This window comes from Luteolibacter yonseiensis (assembly GCF_016595465.1).
GTDB classification, from domain to species: Bacteria; Verrucomicrobiota; Verrucomicrobiia; order Verrucomicrobiales; family Akkermansiaceae; genus Luteolibacter; species Luteolibacter yonseiensis.
In genome coordinates this window covers 1,415,963-1,433,175 of the sequence record NZ_JAENIK010000011.1, presented here as the reverse complement: position 1 = coordinate 1,433,175, position 17,213 = coordinate 1,415,963, and the positions used below count along the sequence as shown (strand labels likewise).

The 17,213-nt window shown below is 61.0% G+C and carries 10 protein-coding genes; 6 read left to right on the top strand and 4 right to left on the bottom strand.

Features of this window, described 5'->3' with window-relative positions:
- Nucleotides 1-63: 63 nt before the first annotated feature.
- Nucleotides 64-1,350, bottom strand: coding sequence for a glycosyltransferase (locus tag JIN84_RS15550; protein WP_200351961.1), 1,287 nt, complete (start codon nt 1,348-1,350; stop codon nt 64-66).
- Nucleotides 1,347-3,578 (bottom strand): hypothetical protein, encoded by a 2,232-nt coding sequence (locus tag JIN84_RS15545; protein WP_200351960.1) that lies wholly within the window; start codon nt 3,576-3,578, stop codon nt 1,347-1,349. Before JIN84_RS15545 ends, JIN84_RS15550 begins: the two co-directional genes overlap by 4 nt.
- A gap of 194 nt (nt 3,579-3,772) precedes the next feature.
- Here JIN84_RS15545 and JIN84_RS15540 point away from each other — a divergent pair, with 194 nt between their 5' ends.
- Complete coding sequence (locus tag JIN84_RS15540; RefSeq protein WP_200351959.1) at nt 3,773-4,168, top strand: hypothetical protein; 396 nt, start codon at nt 3,773-3,775, stop codon at nt 4,166-4,168.
- A gap of 55 nt (nt 4,169-4,223) precedes the next feature.
- On the opposite strand, the gene JIN84_RS15535 is transcribed toward JIN84_RS15540, so the two are convergent.
- A complete protein-coding gene (locus JIN84_RS15535) occupies nt 4,224-4,496 on the bottom strand; it encodes a hypothetical protein (protein WP_200351958.1) in 273 nt (90 codons plus the stop codon).
- Between the two features lie 574 nt (nt 4,497-5,070).
- On the bottom strand, nt 5,071-5,748 hold the full coding sequence (locus JIN84_RS15530) for a PEP-CTERM sorting domain-containing protein (RefSeq protein WP_200351957.1): 678 nt from the start codon (nt 5,746-5,748) through the stop codon (nt 5,071-5,073).
- Nucleotides 5,749-6,049: 301 nt separating this feature from the next.
- Between JIN84_RS15530 and JIN84_RS15525 the strand changes: the two genes are divergently transcribed.
- From JIN84_RS15525 to JIN84_RS15505, 5 genes are all read left to right on the top strand, one after another.
- Entirely contained in the window at nt 6,050-6,610 is a 561-nt protein-coding gene (locus JIN84_RS15525; RefSeq protein WP_200351956.1) for an ECF-type sigma factor, read from the top strand.
- A 20-nt stretch (nt 6,611-6,630) separates the two neighbouring features.
- Nucleotides 6,631-8,847: a serine/threonine protein kinase gene (locus tag JIN84_RS15520; RefSeq protein ID WP_200351955.1), complete on the top strand. Its 2,217-nt coding sequence runs from the start codon at nt 6,631-6,633 to the stop codon at nt 8,845-8,847.
- Between the two features lie 238 nt (nt 8,848-9,085).
- Entirely contained in the window at nt 9,086-13,573 is a 4,488-nt protein-coding gene (locus JIN84_RS15515) for a beta strand repeat-containing protein (RefSeq protein ID WP_200351954.1), read from the top strand.
- Between the two features lie 179 nt (nt 13,574-13,752).
- Nucleotides 13,753-16,080, top strand: a complete 2,328-nt coding sequence (locus JIN84_RS15510) for an RICIN domain-containing protein (protein ID WP_200351953.1) — start codon at nt 13,753-13,755, stop codon at nt 16,078-16,080.
- A 22-nt stretch (nt 16,081-16,102) separates the two neighbouring features.
- Entirely contained in the window at nt 16,103-16,858 is a 756-nt protein-coding gene (locus JIN84_RS15505) for a hypothetical protein (RefSeq protein WP_200351952.1), read from the top strand.
- Nucleotides 16,859-17,213: the final 355 nt, after the last annotated feature.

Genomic DNA, 17,213 nt, shown 5'->3' with positions numbered 1-17,213 from the left:
CGCGCGGAGAGCAGGTTGCGGCTGACCATGCGCCGCAACCAGCGCCAGCGAAGTGCGATGCGGCTAATCAAGGCGGGCCTCCGTCGCTGGGGTTTCGATCACCGCGGCGGTCGCGGCCGTCACTTTGGAAACAAGCAGATCCCACTCGATCTGGATGCCGCTCACCATGCGGTCCCACTGGGTCCTCTCCTCATCACCGTGGTTCGCGTAGAGGGAGACCAGCCTTTCGTAATTGCGCAGCATCTTGTCCACGCACGGCTCGGTATCGTATTCCATCGCCGTCTCGCGGGCCTTCGCGGCGCAGGATTTCGAGAACTCCTCCTCCCCCACGATCCATAGCAAGGCTTGGGAAAAGTCTTCGGCAGGAGCATCCCCATCCAGCAGGATTCCATTTTCGCCGTCTTTCATGATTTCCCGGACACCCGGCCCGTCGAGCGCGACGACGGGTGTTCCCGCCGCCATCGCCTCGGCGAGCACCATGCCCTGGGTTTCGCTCTGCGAGCTGAATGCGAAGCAGTCGATGGCCGCGTAGGCATCCGCGAGATCGTCGCCGGATTGCTTGCCGGGGTGGAAGATCCGCCCCTGATCCACGAAGGGGGCGAGGGTCTTGAGCATTCCCTCCAACACCTCTCCTTCCCCGACCAAAAGGAAAACCGCTTCCGGAGATTGCTCAAGACAACCGGCCACGGCCTCCGCGAGATAGGCCAGGTTCTTTTCCTCGGCCAGACGGCCCACATGCCCGATGACCACCGCCGACTTTGGAATCCCCACGCGTTTGCGGAAACGTTGGTTGCGGCCCCGGCCGAACGACTCCGTGTCGATCCCCGTGGGAATGATCTCCACCGGTGTGGTCACCTGGCGGTCCTCCAGCAGGTGGGCGATGCTTTCGCTGGGCGCGATCACGAGGTCGCAGAGATTGCAATACGCCGTCGCAAGCTGGATGGCAGCACGCTTGAGGCCATCAGAATCCAAGGGCACGTAATGCGTGTAACGTTCGTAAAGGGTGTGATGGGTGAAGACGATCGGAATGCGGGATTTCCAGGCCTCGCGCAACGCGGCGTCCCCCAGCAGGAACGGATGGTGGCTGTGGATGATGTCGGGCTGGAATTCCTCCATGAAGTCCCGCACGATCATCGGGATCGGCAGTCTCACCGCGAAGTCGCTGCCATTGAAGTTGCGGATCGCCGGCACCCGCAGGACATCCGGCATGGATTCGAGATCGTCCACCTGTGGCGCGATCACCCGCACTTCATGTCCTCGCGCGCGACAGGCTTCTTCCAGGGATTTCACCGAACGGGCGACCCCGCCGACATGCGGCAGGTAGGTGTTCGTAAACATCGCGATTTTCATAATCCTTGAAGTGTGAATTCCCGTTGCGCCGGGTCGGCCTCAATTGTGGCGAAGCCCGGCACCTTGAGAGTCAGCCTCGGTGGTTGGGTCCGCCATGTGGCGTTCAGGCGCAGGAGATCGCCTTGCAGGCTGACGGATACCGCCCCCCATGCCGTGAGTGTCGGACCGTATGAAATCTCTCCGCCCTCGGCCCACCATTCGGGAAGAATGCCCGAGCCGATGACGAGTCCGTCCTTCTCCTCCCTCACGAAGCAGTTCCGGATCATCATGATCCATTCGGCCGCGGCCCAGCCGTGCTGGCCGTCCCCCATGCAGCCGCCAAGCGTGCGGGGATGGATCGCCTCCGGCCATTGGCCGGTCGGCGACGCGAGTTCGGCGACACGGCGGATGAGATCCATGAACCGAGGATCGCCCGCACGCAGCAACGTCTGGGCGAGGTCCAGGGTCAGATAGGCGTTCACTCCCGAGTGGATCATCTGCTGGAGGAAGCCTCCGTTGGAAAAACACTGGTCCATGAGATACTCCGCTGTTTTCAACATCCTGCCGTCCCCCGCCGGATAAAGCTGCAATGGGTAATCGGCGACCATGCAGCCGATCGCACCGGCGTCCATCCGTCGTCCCGGAGCCGCGGGCACGCCGCCCTTTTTCCTACGTTCGGGAATGCCGTCGATGCTACCCGCGATGCTCGCCGCATACTGCCTCGCGAGCTTCGCGGTGCTGACGGAAAACTCGAATGGGCCGTTGTTCTTCCAATACTCCGCGGCGGCCTCCAAGCCTGCCCATGCCCAGTAGTCATCCCAGTAATAGTAATCATTGGGTCCCAGGTGTTCGGCGCTGAAACCGGCGGGCAGCAGGCCCTGCGTCCCTTCCGGACCTTTCGATCCGAGACGTTTCTTGTCCAGCCACCCGACGCCTTTGTACATGGCGTCCTGGATTTCCTCGCTCAACGGTTCCCCCGTCATTTCCGCATAGCGCGCCAGTATCCACAGCACCTGCCCGTTCGAGTCCCACTCGCCCTCCTGCGAGAGGAAGTAGCCGGCCCGGGTCTGACGGCCGGGAAAGCGCCCGATGATCCGCTTGGCCCGTTCTTTCAGACCGATCGCCAGCAGCGGATGAAGCATCAGGCACGCATCCCGGAACCAGAAACGCCGGTAGGTATAGGGGCCGGGCACCAGGTCGTCCGCGGACAGGAGCAGCACCGTCCGCAACGCGGCGTCATGGAGGAACTGCATCTTCTCATCCGCGATCTTCAGCTTGGCGACGGGCTCCAGCGCGTCCTTCCAAGGGGTGATGTGGGGCGTCAGCTTCGGAATATTTTTCAGATCGCGCTCCAACGTCACGGAAATGTCGAGCGCCCTGGCCACCCCCGCATCCAGACGGAACAGCGCCGCGGCGGTGGCCATGCCCACGCCGCAGGTGATCTCCCGTTGGGAGCTTCCCGCGGAGAGATCGAGGAAAACATCTCCATCCGCGTAATGCGCCATCCGCGTGATGTCGGGCGCGGCATCGATTTTAACTGTCGCTTCTCCGTTCACCCGGAATTCCTGGTTGGAGGCAGCCTGCTCGATCTTGTGGATGAACTGGACCCCCTCCGGATTGTAGGGGCGTATCGCGACCGCCAGCCATGCGTCCTCGTCGGACACGGCGCTCACGCGGGTTTTCAATTCAAGCGACCGGTCGAACCATGTGAGCGAATGCAACGCGAGTCCCTCCAGTCCGCAGCGGGTGTCCACCGCCAGATCCGGTTCGAAGAGCAACCGCTGTGTCACCCGTTCTTCTTCAAGCTTGCTCGGCAGCAGGCGTCTGCCGCTGTCGGTGATGATCCAGAAATCCAGCGACCAGCCGTCATACAAGGGCGTCACCAGACCCCGCGGATCAATGATCGGGTAAACCGGCAGGTCCGGCACTCCCACCGCCGTCCAGTTCCGGTGGGTGAGGTTGATATGGCTGAACGAAAACGCCCGGGGGATGAATGAGTTGTCCTGGGGGTTGAACTGGCGCTCGACCCAGTAGGGCCATACCCAGTCGAGGTTGTGCTGGATCGCCTTCGAGTTCACCAGCCCCCTCGCGTGGAAGATGATCCCCGCTCTCAGCAGTTCCAATGGCTCCGCCACTTCGGATGGCTGGGCGAAACCCCGCAGCTTGGCGAGAAACGTCGCGGGGTCCAGCACGCCATAATGACGTGCGGCGTGTTTCACCAGATAGCGCCAGGGTAGGAAGTTCAACATGTCTGAACGGGCGTTTTGCACGCGGCATGCCAGCGGCTTTTCCGCGGGATTGCGCCGATTTCCGGCACATCGCATTTCGCATGATGCACGAACAGCGTGCGGAATGCATCCGGTTCCGTCCAGATGTCCGGCGGGAACTTGTTCAATCCGGCGGTTCTCCCTGTTGGCATGGCACATGCGATCATGGATGGGTTATGAAATTACCGACCATTCTCATCGTGGCCGACTACCGCTATCTGTTCGCCTACATGATCCTGGCGGACGGACTGCCCGAAGTCGTTGAAAAGATCGACTACATCAACGATGGCCAGACGAGTGTCCCGCTTGTCGGGTGGGATGACGGACGTGACGGATACCAGGCCATCGCGGAGAACATCACCTTCATCCTGGAGAGATACCAGCCCGCGACATGGGCCCTCGCCTGCCCTCCCATGCTGGCGAAGAACATCGTGCGCTGGCTCCCCATGGAGCAACAGGCCTCGCTGGGCATCCTCCGCCAGACCAATGTGGAAAACGTGGAGATATCAAATGTCTGCCAGATCTTCGACGCCACGACCAGCGACTACGCCTCGCAAAAGGAACACTGTTAGAATGAAAACAGGCCCATGGCGGAATCGCCATGGGCCTGATGAGATCACCAGCCCGTCACTCGTTGATCTCGTGCATCGCCGAGACCTCGGGCGGTTCGTTATCGTCATCGGCGACGGTGAAATCGATGTCGTCGAGTTCTCCTTCGGGATCGTCGCTGAGCAGGGCGCTGGCTTCGTAGTCATCGGCCACTGCCTCACGGGTTTCATTTTCCGCTTCATTCAAGCCTTGCTCGACAAGGGCGAGATTCGGGTCTTCGTCCACATAGGGCGGAGCCATGGGCGAACGTGGATCCGCGCTGGCGATGGTTACTGGATCGATGGGTGTCATGGTTTTGTCAGGTTTATGGTTCACCCTTGTCTCGCACGTCCCGCGCCAGCGCGCGGGCTTTCCCCCTTCAGGAGCACTCCTTGCGGGATTTCTGAAGAATCCTGACCCGGAACTCTTTTCTTGAAAATCCATTCTGCCCCGGACCAACCGCCGGTCATGACGGATATTGCATCGCAGACTGATCCAGACGATGCATTCCGCAACCGCCTGAAGGACTGATCCGTTTTTTTACCGGCATCACACCAACCATGAGAGATGGCGCGGGAACTGCGAAGATCCCGGATCCTCCTCATGAAGCACGCCACACCACACAACATCAGTCGGGTAATCGCAGCTCTGGCGGTGGCCGGTGGCGTGTCTTCCTGTGCGCCCCATTATCCATCATCACTCATGGGAGAGACCGGGACAGGGTTCACGACCTATGCAACCTATCCCGAAACGATTCCGAGATGGGGTTCTGTAGATCCCCATAAAAATGGATTACCGGACTCCAGGGTCGAAGTTTCCTTCGATTCTTCAGATGACTGGGGACACCGTGTGTTGGCCCGGCCCAGCGAGTGAGCCTCCCTTCAGTTCAGACGGAAGAACGCCGGCGGTGGAAGGCGGACAGTACGAGCCCGCCGAGGAGAATGGCGCACGACGATGGCTCCGGCACGGTGGTAATGTTGAAATCCGCCACCTCAAAAGTGATCCTCTGGCCATTCAACAGCTGGATGTAGCTCTCCGTTCCCGGTGGGTAGGGCGTGAGGTCGTGAGTGCCCATGTAGGAGGAAAAATAATCCTCGATGGTGACGGGATCGGTTCCGTAGACGAAGGGAGAATCTTCCACCCTGCCTTGGGCGAGGATATAGGTCACGGGTTCAGTACCGATCGTGAGTCCGGTTTGCGCGCTTGCTTCGTCAAGGCCTGCGGACCAGAAGATATCGTCAGCAACATTGTCAAATACCCCCAGGCCACTCTCGGGAGCGGACGGACGGGTCCACACTCCGGAAGAACCGGTGAAACTCACATGGCTGAAGATCTCCGGCTCGGAGGTTTCCTCCTCACTCCACTGATAGTCGCCACCTGCCGGCGGCCACGTGTTTTCGATCGAGGAGTTCGCAACGAAAATGATCGAGATCGGATCGCTGGCAGCGTAACCACTTACAGTACTTTCGGTCACGACGCCGTTGATGGTGAATATGATCTGGGCCGCTTGGGCGACGGCACCGGAGACGACAAAACACGCGGCTAAAAGAATTGGACGGATCATTGTGTCGGGGATTTCTAACAGGGTCGAAAATGTTCGAAACCTCAGGCGGGTCAATCCAATTTTCCCTACTGCCTGCCGACATCCGCGTGTCCCGACCATGGTCCGCCGGTATTCCGTCGCGACCGGCTGGGATGATTTTCCGGCCGGAATCATCGTTTTTCCGGGGAAAATTTCCAAATCCCCTCCTTTGTTCCCCCTCCCGTGGCGCGCGGCTGATCTTTGTTTATGATAGCAAGTGACACAATTGTAACGTATGAGAGTCTTTGACAGGCCCAGTCAGCGTGTAATTTCACAGACGTATATGGTTGCTTACGCCGAATCCACCATCGACCTCGAAGAACCGTCATGCCCTCAAGGCGGGGTTGCCGAGGGAATGCCTCCGTTGCTTTACCGGGAGCTGCGGAACCTCGCGGCATCGCACATGTCCCGGGAACACGCGGGGCAGACCATCCAGGCCACGGAGCTCGTGCACGAGGCATGGATCCGCCTGTCCGGGAACGAATCCTGGAAGGACAAGGATCATTTCATCGTGGGTATGGCCCGCATCATGCGGCGCATCCTCATCGACCGGGCAAGGCGGAAGTCCCGCGTCAAACATGGGGGAAATCTCGTCCGCCTCCAGATCAGCGACCAACTGGACTGCGCGGGATGTCCGGAGGACCAGCTTTTGTTGGTCAACGACGCCTTGGACCGGCTTGAAAAAATCGACCCGGTCCGCGCTCGGGTCGTGGTGCTCAAGTTTTTCGGACAAATGTCGAACCAGGAGGTCGCCGCGGAACTCGGTGTGACGGAGCGCAGCGTCGAGCGCTACTGGGCCTTCGCCAAAACCTGGTTGTTCCGCGAGATCCAGCGTCAACAATGACCGGCCGTCTCTCCTCCCGGATGACTGAAACCTCCTACGAACTCGAACAACGCCTCTTCGACGAGGCACTTGATCACCCCGAGGGACCGGAGCGGGATGCTTTCATCAGATCCGCTTGCGAAGGGGACCGGGAGCTGGAGATGTCCCTCCGGCAGCTTCTCTCATCGGACGGCGATGCTTCGGCGTTTTTTGAAAGCGGCGCGGGAACGCTGACGGAATTGGTTTCGTCGGCTCCCATCAGCGCGACATCCGCAACCAATCCGGTCATCGGCACCGACATAGGACCCTACCGGGTGCTCGAACTCATCGGCGAAGGTGGCTGCGGCTCGGTCTTTCTGGCGGAGCAGCAATATCCGCTCCGCAGGCGCGTGGCGCTGAAAATCATCAAGCTCGGCATGGACACGGACGCCGTGATCGGCCGCTTCGAAGCCGAGCGGCAGGCGCTGGCGATGATGGAACATCCGAATATCGCGCACGTGCTGGACGCCGGATCCACCACCGGCGGGCTGCCGTATTTCGTAATGGAGTGGGTATCCGGCTCCTGCATCCTGGAATATTGCAGGGAACACCGGCTCACCACCGCCGCCCGGCTGGGACTTTTCGTCAAGGTCTGCCATGCCATCCAACACGCCCACCAGAAGGGAGTGATCCACCGCGATATCAAGCCGTCCAACATCCTCATCACCCTCAAGGACGGACAACCGGTTCCCAAGGTCATCGACTTCGGCATCGCGAAGGCCACCGACATCCCGCTCACGGATACGGCGCTTCTCACCCACAACCTCCAGATGATCGGGACGCCGGCCTACATGAGCCCGGAGCAGGTGGAGCGCAGTGATATGAAAATCGACACACGCAGCGACATTTACAGCCTGGGCGCGCTGCTTTACGAACTGCTTGTCGGCCAGCCGCCGTTCGATCCCCATCAACTCACCCGCTCGGGCTTGGGTGAAATGCTGCGGATCCTGCGGGAAACAGAGCCCCCCCTCCCTTCCTCCGTTCTCTCCGGCCTGCCTCAAACCGCGCTTGCCACAAGAGCGGCGGAAAGGAAAACGGACGCGACCGGCCTGCTTTCCGAAGTGCGTGGCGACCTCGACTGGATTGCTTCAAAAGCACTGGAGAAACACCGGTCGCGCCGCTACGAGTCCGCCCACGCCTTCGCGGAGGACATCGGCAGGCACCTCTCCTACAAACCTGTCGTCGCCCGTCCGCCAACCCGGCGGTATGTTCTGGAAAAGTGGATCCGCCGGAACCGCACGGTATTCGCCGCCGCCGTTTCCATCGCCACGATCCTGATCGCCGCCACCATCGTCTCCACCCGTCTTCACTGGAACGAACGCAAGGCCCTGAGCAAGCTCCGCTTGTCCGAGAAGATGCAGACCACCCTGCGGCATGAGGCGGATCTCCGGCGCGAGCAAGCGGAGCGGCTCCAATTGCTGTCCGAAGCCCGTGAGAAAATCACCCAGGCCGTCGTGCTGTTGAGGGACGGGGATTTCCCGGCTGCCGACGCCATTGTCGACGGTGTTCCTCTGATCCAACCCTCTCCCGAAGGCGCGGATGTCTTCCGCCGGCTCGCCGACTGGCATGCCTTCAACGGGCGGTGGAACGAGACGGTCGAGCGTTCGACCTATTTGTTCCAGATCAACCAACTGGATGCGAACAACGTTCCGGCCCTTGATTGCTACCGGGTGGTCGCCGCCGCTTTGGAAATGGGTGACAAGGAGGGTTATGACCGTTTCCGGAACGCCATGATCTCGCGCTTCTCCACCTCCACCGATGTGGTCTCGATGGAACGCATCGTGAAAATCGCCCTGCTCCTCCCTGCGGACGCAAACCAGATGCGGCAACTCGATCCGCTGATCGAGCGATGCATCGACTCTTTCCAGGATCCGGCCAGCATGGCGCGGGATTCGGCCAAGAATTTCCTGTGGCGGATGGTGTGCGTGTCCCTCGGCGAATACCGCCGCGGGCATTTCAAGCAGGCGGAGGAATGGGCTAGAAAAAGCCTCGAAGTCCCCACACCGAACCGGGAGCGCGTCGCCACCGCACGCATCTTGCTGGCCTGTTCGCTCTTCCATCAGAACCGCCCGGATGAGGCCAGGACCGAGCTGTCCCTCGCGAACGAGGTCGTGGCCACGAAGTTCAGCGAGGTTCCGAACTTCGTAAAAGGTGATTTCTGGCCGGACTGGATCATTTCGCGCCTGCTTTTGGGCGAGTCCGGGCAGCTTGTCCGTTAGCCGGACAAGGGAGGTTGAGGACGATTTATTCGGTCCGATCACACAGAAAGCGAAGGTCGGTGATTCCTCCCCGTGATTTTGGGGGGGATCGGTGCGCCATACGGAAATTCAGAGGAATTTTCAAAATCCGCTGTCGGGTTCCAGGGCGAAACCTCGCGTTCATGATGAGCCGGCCAAAACGCCCGCCATCCGTGCAAATCCCCACGGATACCATCCCTCACCCACCCCTACCCATCCGATGAAATCCAAGTTCAGGACATCCAGCACCCGTAACTTCGCCCTCACCAGTGCCATCGCCGCACTGCTTGCCGCGCCCCAGCTCCATGCCGCCACCCGCGTATGGGGCAATGCCGCCGGTGGAGACTGGTTCACCGCGGCGAACTGGACAGGCGGCATGCCCGTGGCGGCCGATACCGCGATGTTCAACACGGCCACCGGCAATGTGACCGTCGGCTCGGCCGGGGCGGCGACAGGATACATCACCTACGACTCGCTCAGCAGCGGATTCACCCTCGGAGCGGTTGGCGGCAATCCGATCACATTCAACAACACCGGAAACATCTCCTTTCTCAACACCCTCGTCGGCACGGGCAAGACCTTCACCATCGCCGCACCACTCGTCCTTCTTCCGGCGTCTTCCACCGCCGCTGGGACATTCACCATTCAAAACAATTCCGTCTCCACCAGCAACACGGCCCATTTTTCAGGAGGAATCTCAAGTGCCGCCACCACCGCGGCCCTTCAACTGAACCTCGCGGGAAACAACGGAATCAACCTCATCAGCGGCAACATCAGCAATGGTGGCGCGGCGGCCTTCAACATCATCAAGAGCGGGGCCGGCACCTGGAAACTGACCGGCACGAACACTTACACGGGCGCAACCTCCTCCACCGCCGGCACCCTGATTTTCGCGGGAGCACAAGCTTTGCCCGCCACCGGCTCGCTCGGCCTGGGCGCCGGCACGCTATCGATCCTCAACGATGGAGCGGGCAGCAACGGCACCATCTCCCTGGGTAAAAACATCGCCCTCAGCGCGGGCGGCACCTTGAACGTCGGCACCAACGGTTCCGCCAATTCCGGCAACACCGTTGCCTTCGGCACCATCAGCTCGCCTGTCGCCCCGACGAATACGACGACCACCTTCACCGCCGGTAACGGCTACCGGATGACATTCACCGGACTGGCTCTGCCGGGAGGCACGGGGAACAAGACGTTCCTGAATCCGACCACCACCTCCATCGCCATCAAAGGCGAGGTGACCAACCAGATGGCCGGTTTCGGCACGACCAACTATGACCCGCTGACGCTCACGGGGACCACCGACGGGAATTCCATCAGCGGCCCGATCAAGGATGCTGTCGGCGGTGCGGCGGCGAACGGAGGCACCCCGGCGGTCGGCGGATGGACCCAGATCATCAAGACGGGCACCGGCAGTTGGACACTCTCGGGTGCCAACACCTATACCGGCTCCACGGAAGTCTTCGAAGGGGGGCCGCTTGTTCTGGATTTCAGCGCGCCGGGAGCCCCCGCGGCGAACATCATCAATTCCTCGATCAACAGTTCCGCTCTCTATCTGGGCGGCACGCTGGAAATCAAGGGAGCCTCCGCCGCGACGAACAGCCAGCGTTTCAACGGTACCACGTTGACGGCGAACTCCGCCGCCTCGCTCAATTTCACCCAAAACGGAGCCGCTTCGTTGAGTGGCACGCTGGGTGCCATGGTGAGAAACGCCCAAAGCACCCTTGATGTCACCCTGCCGGTTTCCGGCAGCCTCACGACCACCTCAGCGGCCTTCGCGGCCAATGGCCTGCTGGCAAGCCCCACCGCCGCTTTCGCCACCGCGAACGGAGGACGGAGCTGGCTCGGCAACGTGGATGGAACATTGGCCGCGTACACCGGTTACGCATCCGGCGTTGCCAGCTACCTGCCTGAAAACAATGTGGATGTCACCAACGGCGATACCGTCGCCGATGTCACGGTCAACACCCTTCGTTTCAACTCCCCTTCCACCAAACTGACCTTGAGCGGCAGCAACGTGCTCGCCTCGGGAGGCATTCTTGTCACCCCCACCGCCACCTCCGCCAGCATCACCGGCGGCACGATCACGGGCAAGGGACTCATTGGCAGCGAAGTCATCCTGATCAACAACGGCTCGCTCAACCTCGGTTCTGAAATCACCAACAGCGGAGATGGGTTCGCCACCGCCCTGACCCTGGCAGGCGGCGGAACGACCACGCTGAGCGGAACCAGCAGCCACACCGGGACCACCAACCTTTCCTCAGGAACACTGGCGATCACCGGAACGGTCGCAGGCAGCGCCATCCGGGTGGGAAGCACGGCGGTCCTGACCCAAAGCGCGGCGGGAAGCATCACCGACGGCTCTTCCCTCACCTACGCCAGCAGCCGTTCGAGCGTCCTGGCGGGAACCAACACCTATTACGGCGGCACCAACGTCAACGCCGGCTCCCTGACGTTCGCCGGCCCCGCCGCGCTGCCCTACGGGAACCTCAGCATCGGCGCCGGCACCGCCTCGATTCTCAACGACGGCGAAGTCGGCTCCGACACCATCGAGCTTGGAAAATCGATTTACCTTTCAGCGATGGGCGGGACCTTCCATGTGGGAAACAACGGAGGGCCTTCCAATAACAAAACCGTGGTCCTCGGAGACCTGGTCGCACCGGGTGCCTCCACCCAGACATCCACCACCTTCACGGCGGGCAATGGATACCGTCTGAAATTCACCGGCATGTCCCTCGTCGGGGGTGCCGGACAGACCACCGCGATCAGCCCCATGACCACCTCCATCACGATCGACGGTCCCGTGTTCAATCCGATGACGGTGCTCTCCGGGAACAACAGGGACACCCTGGAGCTCGGAGGCACCAGCAGCGGCAATTCCATCACCGGGCCGATAAGCAATTCCTTCAGCTACAATCCCGCGACTCCGACCACCGGCATCACCGGCATCACCAAGACCGGCACCAGCATCTGGACGCTTTCCGGTGAAAACACCTATACCGGCAACACCAATGTGGCGGACGGCGTGTTGAAAAACGGAGGCGCGACGGTCTTTACCGACAAGGGACCGCTTCAAGTGTCGGGCACCGGCACCTTCGATCTCAACGGTTTCCCCGCCACCTTCACCAATCTCACCGGCAGCGCCGGAAGCGTCATCACCAACAACGGCGGCTCGGATGTGACCCTCCACATCTCCGCCCCTGCCAATGTCGGCGTCGCGAGCCAGATCCACGATGGTCCGACCCACAAGCTCGCCGTCACCATGACCAATAACAACAACAACGGTTCTCTGGTGGTATTCAGCATTCCCAGCACCTTCTCCGGCGGACTCACGCTGCTCGATGGGGCGGCCATCGGAAATGGCACACGACTCAAGATCTGGCAGAACCCCACCACCGTGGGCGCGGCAGGAAACCTCGTCAGCGGCCCTTTCGGCACCGGCCCGATCACCGTCGGCAAGGCCCCCACGGACAAGGCCGGCATCTGGCTCAGCGACGTGAACAACATCACGTTGCTCAACGATCTCGTGATCAACACCGCGCTCGGAACCGACTTCCGGGGTATCCGGGTGGTGGGGACCGGCCACGTCTTCGGAGGAACCATCACCGCCAACCTGGCGGACGCGACATTCATCACCACCAACAACCTGACCGCCTCCATTTCGCTCACCGGGAAAGTCACAGGAGCGTCCGGACTGACCCTCGACACCTTCCACGTCACCGGAGCGTCCAACCTCACCGTGACCCTCCAAAACCCGGCGGGCACGAATGACTACTCCGGCACGACCCGGATCATGAAGGCCGCCAGCAGCAACTTCATCCTCTCGCTGGGCGCCGCCGGGCAAATCCCCAACGGAACCGGCAAAGGTGACGTCGTCAACGACGGAACCATCGCCCTCAACGGCTTCAGCGAGACCATCAACGGACTCAGCGGAACGGGCATCATCGATGGCATGAGCGGAACCCCCACGCTGACCGTGGGCGACAACAATGCGACGGACCAGGTCTTCACCGGCACCATCAGAAACACCGCGGGGACCTTGTCCGTGACCAAGATCGGCAGCGGCACCCAAACCCTCTCCGGGACAAGCACCTACTCCGGCAACACCACCATCTCGGCCGGGAAGCTTGTGATCGCCGGCAACACCTCCGCCACCCTTGCGGACACCTCCACCGTCACCATCGCATCCGGTGCCGTGCTTGATCTGCCGAATCCGGAAACCGACACCGTTGCCAGACTCGTCATCAACGGCACGGCGCTTCCCGAAGGAATCTACGACTCCTCCACTCCCGCGACCAGCGGATACCTCACCGGCTCCGGCAGGATCCAGGTCGGGGGAACACCTGTCTCGGGTTATCAAACCTGGGCGGATGCGAACGCCGGTGGTGCCGCCGCCAACGCCGACACCGATCTGGACGGGGTGCGCAACGGAGTGGAATATTTCCTCAACGCGGCTTCCGGTTTCACCGCGAATCCCGCGGTGGTCACCAACGGAGCGGTCCGGACCATCACGTGGCCGAACGGTGGCAACATCCCCTCCTCCGCCTACGGGTCGGCGTTTGTCATCCAGACATCGTCCGACCTCAGGACCTGGGCGGACGTTCCAAGCAACGATCCCAAGTTGAACAACGCCACCGGATCCGTTTCCTACACCTTCCCGAGCGGTTCATCCAAGACCTTCGTCCGTCTCTCCGTGACACCGGACTGACACCTTCCTGGCCAGGGAAATGAATCGTCGCGGCGTATTGGGTTTCCGCCGCGGCGATTCGCAACCCGCCCTTCCGGCCGGTCTGCGGTCCTCCTTCCAAACCCTTTCCTTCCGGAGTGTCCCATCATCGTCAGCTTCCGGAAACTTTCCTGTCAAAAATCCGAAATCACCAAAAATCCATGAATGTCATATCCCATCTGTTCGGAAGTCTTCAGGACTTCCGCCACCTCAAATGTTCATTCGCCGGCGCACTGCTTCTTGTGATGGCCGGTTCGCAGGTCTCCTACGGCCAGTTGGCCGACGGAACCTATAAGATCATCAACCGGAACAGCGGCCAGGCCCTGTACGCCCTCGGCGGAGGAACCGCCAATGGCACCAAGGTCGTGCAATACCCTTACAACGGCACGACCTCCGCACAGTGGACGCTGACGAGCATCGGCAATGGCCAGTATAAACTGATCGGGGTGGCCAGCGGCCGTTCCATCAACGTGACGAACAACTCGTGGAATTCCGGAGTGGCCGTCCAGCTCTGGTCCTACCAGGACACCGCCAACGACCAGATCACCCTCGTCGATTCGGGCGACGGATATTATACCCCCGTCTTCGTCAAGTCGGGCCTTCCGATGCAGGTTTCGACCAGCACGTCGACATTCCCCAACGGGGCGCTGGCCTGGAACCAGCCGGTTCTCCAAAATTCCGCCACCACGCCTCCCACCAACTCACAGTGGAAGTTCCTGCCTCCCACGGAAGGATCCACCGCCGGTTCCGATTTTTCGATGGTCGTCATGCCGGACACGCAGAAGGAAATAGCCGGCGTGGTGGGCAGCACCCCGCAGATGTTTTATGACCAGATCAACTGGATCAACGCCAACCGCACCTCCTCCAACATCCAATATGTCGCCGGAGTGGGCGACATCGTGGACTATGGTGCCATCGCCTCCCAATGGACCACGGCCACGACCGGATACTACCAGCTCGACAACACCGTTCCTTACGGACTGGTCGCGGGAAACCATGATTTCGATTCGAGCTCCCCGGTCTTCACGCTGAACAACTACAACACCCACTTCGGAGTATCCCATTACATTGACAAGGCCTACTACGGCGGGCACTCCATCACGAGCCTGGGCGACGAGAACAACAACTTCTACCACCTCATCAGTTCCGGCGGACTGGACTTCGTCATCGTCCACATGAGGTATCATGCGCCGGGCGAGCAGAACTCCACCTCCACGATCGCCGAGGACCTCGCCTGGGTGAACAATGTGATGCAGGCGCATCCCAACCGACGGGCGATCTTCGTGACGCACGAGCTTATCGGCAATACAGGTCTGTGGAGCGGCTACGGACAGGCCACCTATGACGCCATCAAGGGCAACCCGAATCTATTCCTGATGCTCTGCGGCCACATCGCGCCCTGCAATGAGGCGATGCGCTCGGACACCTACAACGGCCGCACGATCCATACCCTGCTGGTCAACTATCAGAACGCCCAGGCCCCGAACTTCGGAGGCAATGGCATCCTGAGACTGCTGACCTTCAAACCCAAGGAGAACATCGTCACCACCCAGACCTACAGCCCCACGACCAATGTCTGGATGCACGCAGCCTCCTTCCCCTACCAGATGCATGGAGAGGCCGCCCCGCTGAACACCGCGTCACCCCATTACCTCATCTATAACAAGACATCCGGACTGGCGATGGAGCTCGCCGACGGCAACACCGCCAATGGAGCGACCATCTACCAGGGCGCGACCTCCACCAACAACCCCAACCAGCAATGGACGCTGGTTCCGACGGAGAACCTGAATCATTTCAAGATCATCTCGACCGTCTCCGGAAAGGCCCTCAGCGTGACGGGTGATTCGACGGCGAACAACGCGCTGGTCCAGTCCTGGACCTACTCGTCCAACAACCCCGGCCAGCAGTGGGATCTCACGGATGCGGGGAATGGCTGGTTCCGGATCCGCAACGTGAACAGCGGACTCTATCTCGACAACCAATGGGCCGGCACCACTCCGGGCACGCTGATCTGGCAGCGCAACGGAAACAGTTCGGACGCCCAAAAATGGCGGGTGCAACCGTGGGGGGACTACTACCTGAAGACTTCGTCGGGAGGCTATGTCTCCACATTGTCCGCAGGGACGACCAACGAGACTCCCATCGTTCAAAACACCGCCTCCACCGCGAACTCCTTCCGCTGGCTTTTCAACAGCGCGGGCGAAGGACTGCTGAAACTGGCGAGCCGGGCCAGGACCAGCGCGTCCATCGAAGTGAGCGGCGGCGCCTCCACCGCCGCGGCCGCCCCCTTGCAACTCATGTATCAGAGCCAGCAGTCCGTGAGAATCCTGCCCCAAACCGACGGACGGGTGAAATTTTATTGGACGCATGACGGCATGAGCTGGGAGGTGCCGGGAAACACCACAGCCCCGAACACGACGCTGATCCAGAATCCGAACGTGGCGGAGTCTCCTGAGCAGGAATTCCGGTTGCAACGGGTCCCCTGATACAAAATCCACTCCCATTCCCATGAAACCCTTCTTGCTCGGTTGCGCGGGGATCGCCGTCGTGGCGATCACAATTTCCGCCGTCATCCACCTTCCATCCTCGCAAGAGGATGGCGGGGGCATCGGACGGACTCCGCCCGACGACGGTTCGCCAGCGGTCCATCGTCATCATCGGGCCGGATCGCGTGACGGGAATGAGGAAGTGGCATTTGAAAAAATCCCCGCCGGAGCCAAAAGAGAGTCGGCCTTGCGCCAACTCGCCAACCGGCGGGCGACGGACGATCCTCAGAAGGCCGTCCGTTGGGCGGAATCACTCGTGTCGGAGCCGGAGCGGGAGGTGGCGCTGAACCTGATCGCGGTCGCTTGGGGGAAAAAGAATCCCCTCCTGGCAATCGGATTGGCCGAACGTCACCACCTTTCACAAGGAATCGTGGACGCGATTTCCGGACAATGGGGCAAGACCGACGTCCAGGCTGCCATGGAATGGGCGCTCCGCCTGCCTGCCCAAACGGAGCAGGAGAATGCCCTGCTGCAGATCCTCAGCGCGCGGGCCGAAATCGATCCGGCAACCGCCGCACGGCTCGTGACCGAACAACTTCCGCCAGGCCAAGCGCAGGACGAAGCGATCATGACCGTGCTCCACCACTGGCTGAGATCGGATGAATCCGCCGCCGTCGCATGGGTGGAAAACTTCCCCGACGGAGAATTGAAAACCCGTGCGGAGTCCGAGATCACCGGATTTCTTTCCTATCGTGCCGCAGCCAGCCGGTTGGAATGAGACCAGTTTCCGAAAATAAAGTGCCGATGGGAGCCGACGAAGCATTTCGGAATGCGCGCAGCCCGCTGCCGCTTTCTGTAGCCAGCTTGCTGACACGGCGGAACCACAGCTGATAATTGATTGCTCCGCAGGCTGTCGCACAAGGGGAGGCGCGCCCTATGAATTCGAACCTCCGTCCCGGCCAGCGAGCTGGCAGATGAAAGCGGCAGCGAGCCGCACGCAGTCCACGGAGCCGTGACAAGTCCCCTTATTATGAAAATGACCGGCTGGAGGAATGTAAAACCATTCCCTCCATCTTGGCTGTTACGGGCAAAGCGGATGGCGGACGTGACCCGGTTCGCATTCTGCACGATCA

Bases quoted from the DNA above. Each gene is read 5' to 3' on its own strand.
- JIN84_RS15530 (WP_200351957.1), bottom strand. From the start codon at position 5,748: ATGATCCGTCCAATTCTTTTAGCCGCGTGTTTTGTCGTCTCCGGTGCC.
- JIN84_RS15510 (WP_200351953.1), top strand. From the start codon at position 13,753: ATGAATGTCATATCCCATCTGTTCGGAAGTCTTCAGGACTTCCGCCAC.
- JIN84_RS15550 (WP_200351961.1), bottom strand. From the start codon at position 1,350: ATGAAAATCGCGATGTTTACGAACACCTACCTGCCGCATGTCGGCGGG.
- JIN84_RS15515 (WP_200351954.1), top strand. From the start codon at position 9,086: ATGAAATCCAAGTTCAGGACATCCAGCACCCGTAACTTCGCCCTCACC.
- JIN84_RS15520 (WP_200351955.1), top strand. From the start codon at position 6,631: ATGACTGAAACCTCCTACGAACTCGAACAACGCCTCTTCGACGAGGCA.
- JIN84_RS15535 (WP_200351958.1), bottom strand. From the start codon at position 4,496: ATGACACCCATCGATCCAGTAACCATCGCCAGCGCGGATCCACGTTCG.
- JIN84_RS15545 (WP_200351960.1), bottom strand. From the start codon at position 3,578: ATGTTGAACTTCCTACCCTGGCGCTATCTGGTGAAACACGCCGCACGT.
- JIN84_RS15540 (WP_200351959.1), top strand. From the start codon at position 3,773: ATGAAATTACCGACCATTCTCATCGTGGCCGACTACCGCTATCTGTTC.
- JIN84_RS15505 (WP_200351952.1), top strand. From the start codon at position 16,103: ATGAAACCCTTCTTGCTCGGTTGCGCGGGGATCGCCGTCGTGGCGATC.
- JIN84_RS15525 (WP_200351956.1), top strand. From the start codon at position 6,050: ATGGTTGCTTACGCCGAATCCACCATCGACCTCGAAGAACCGTCATGC.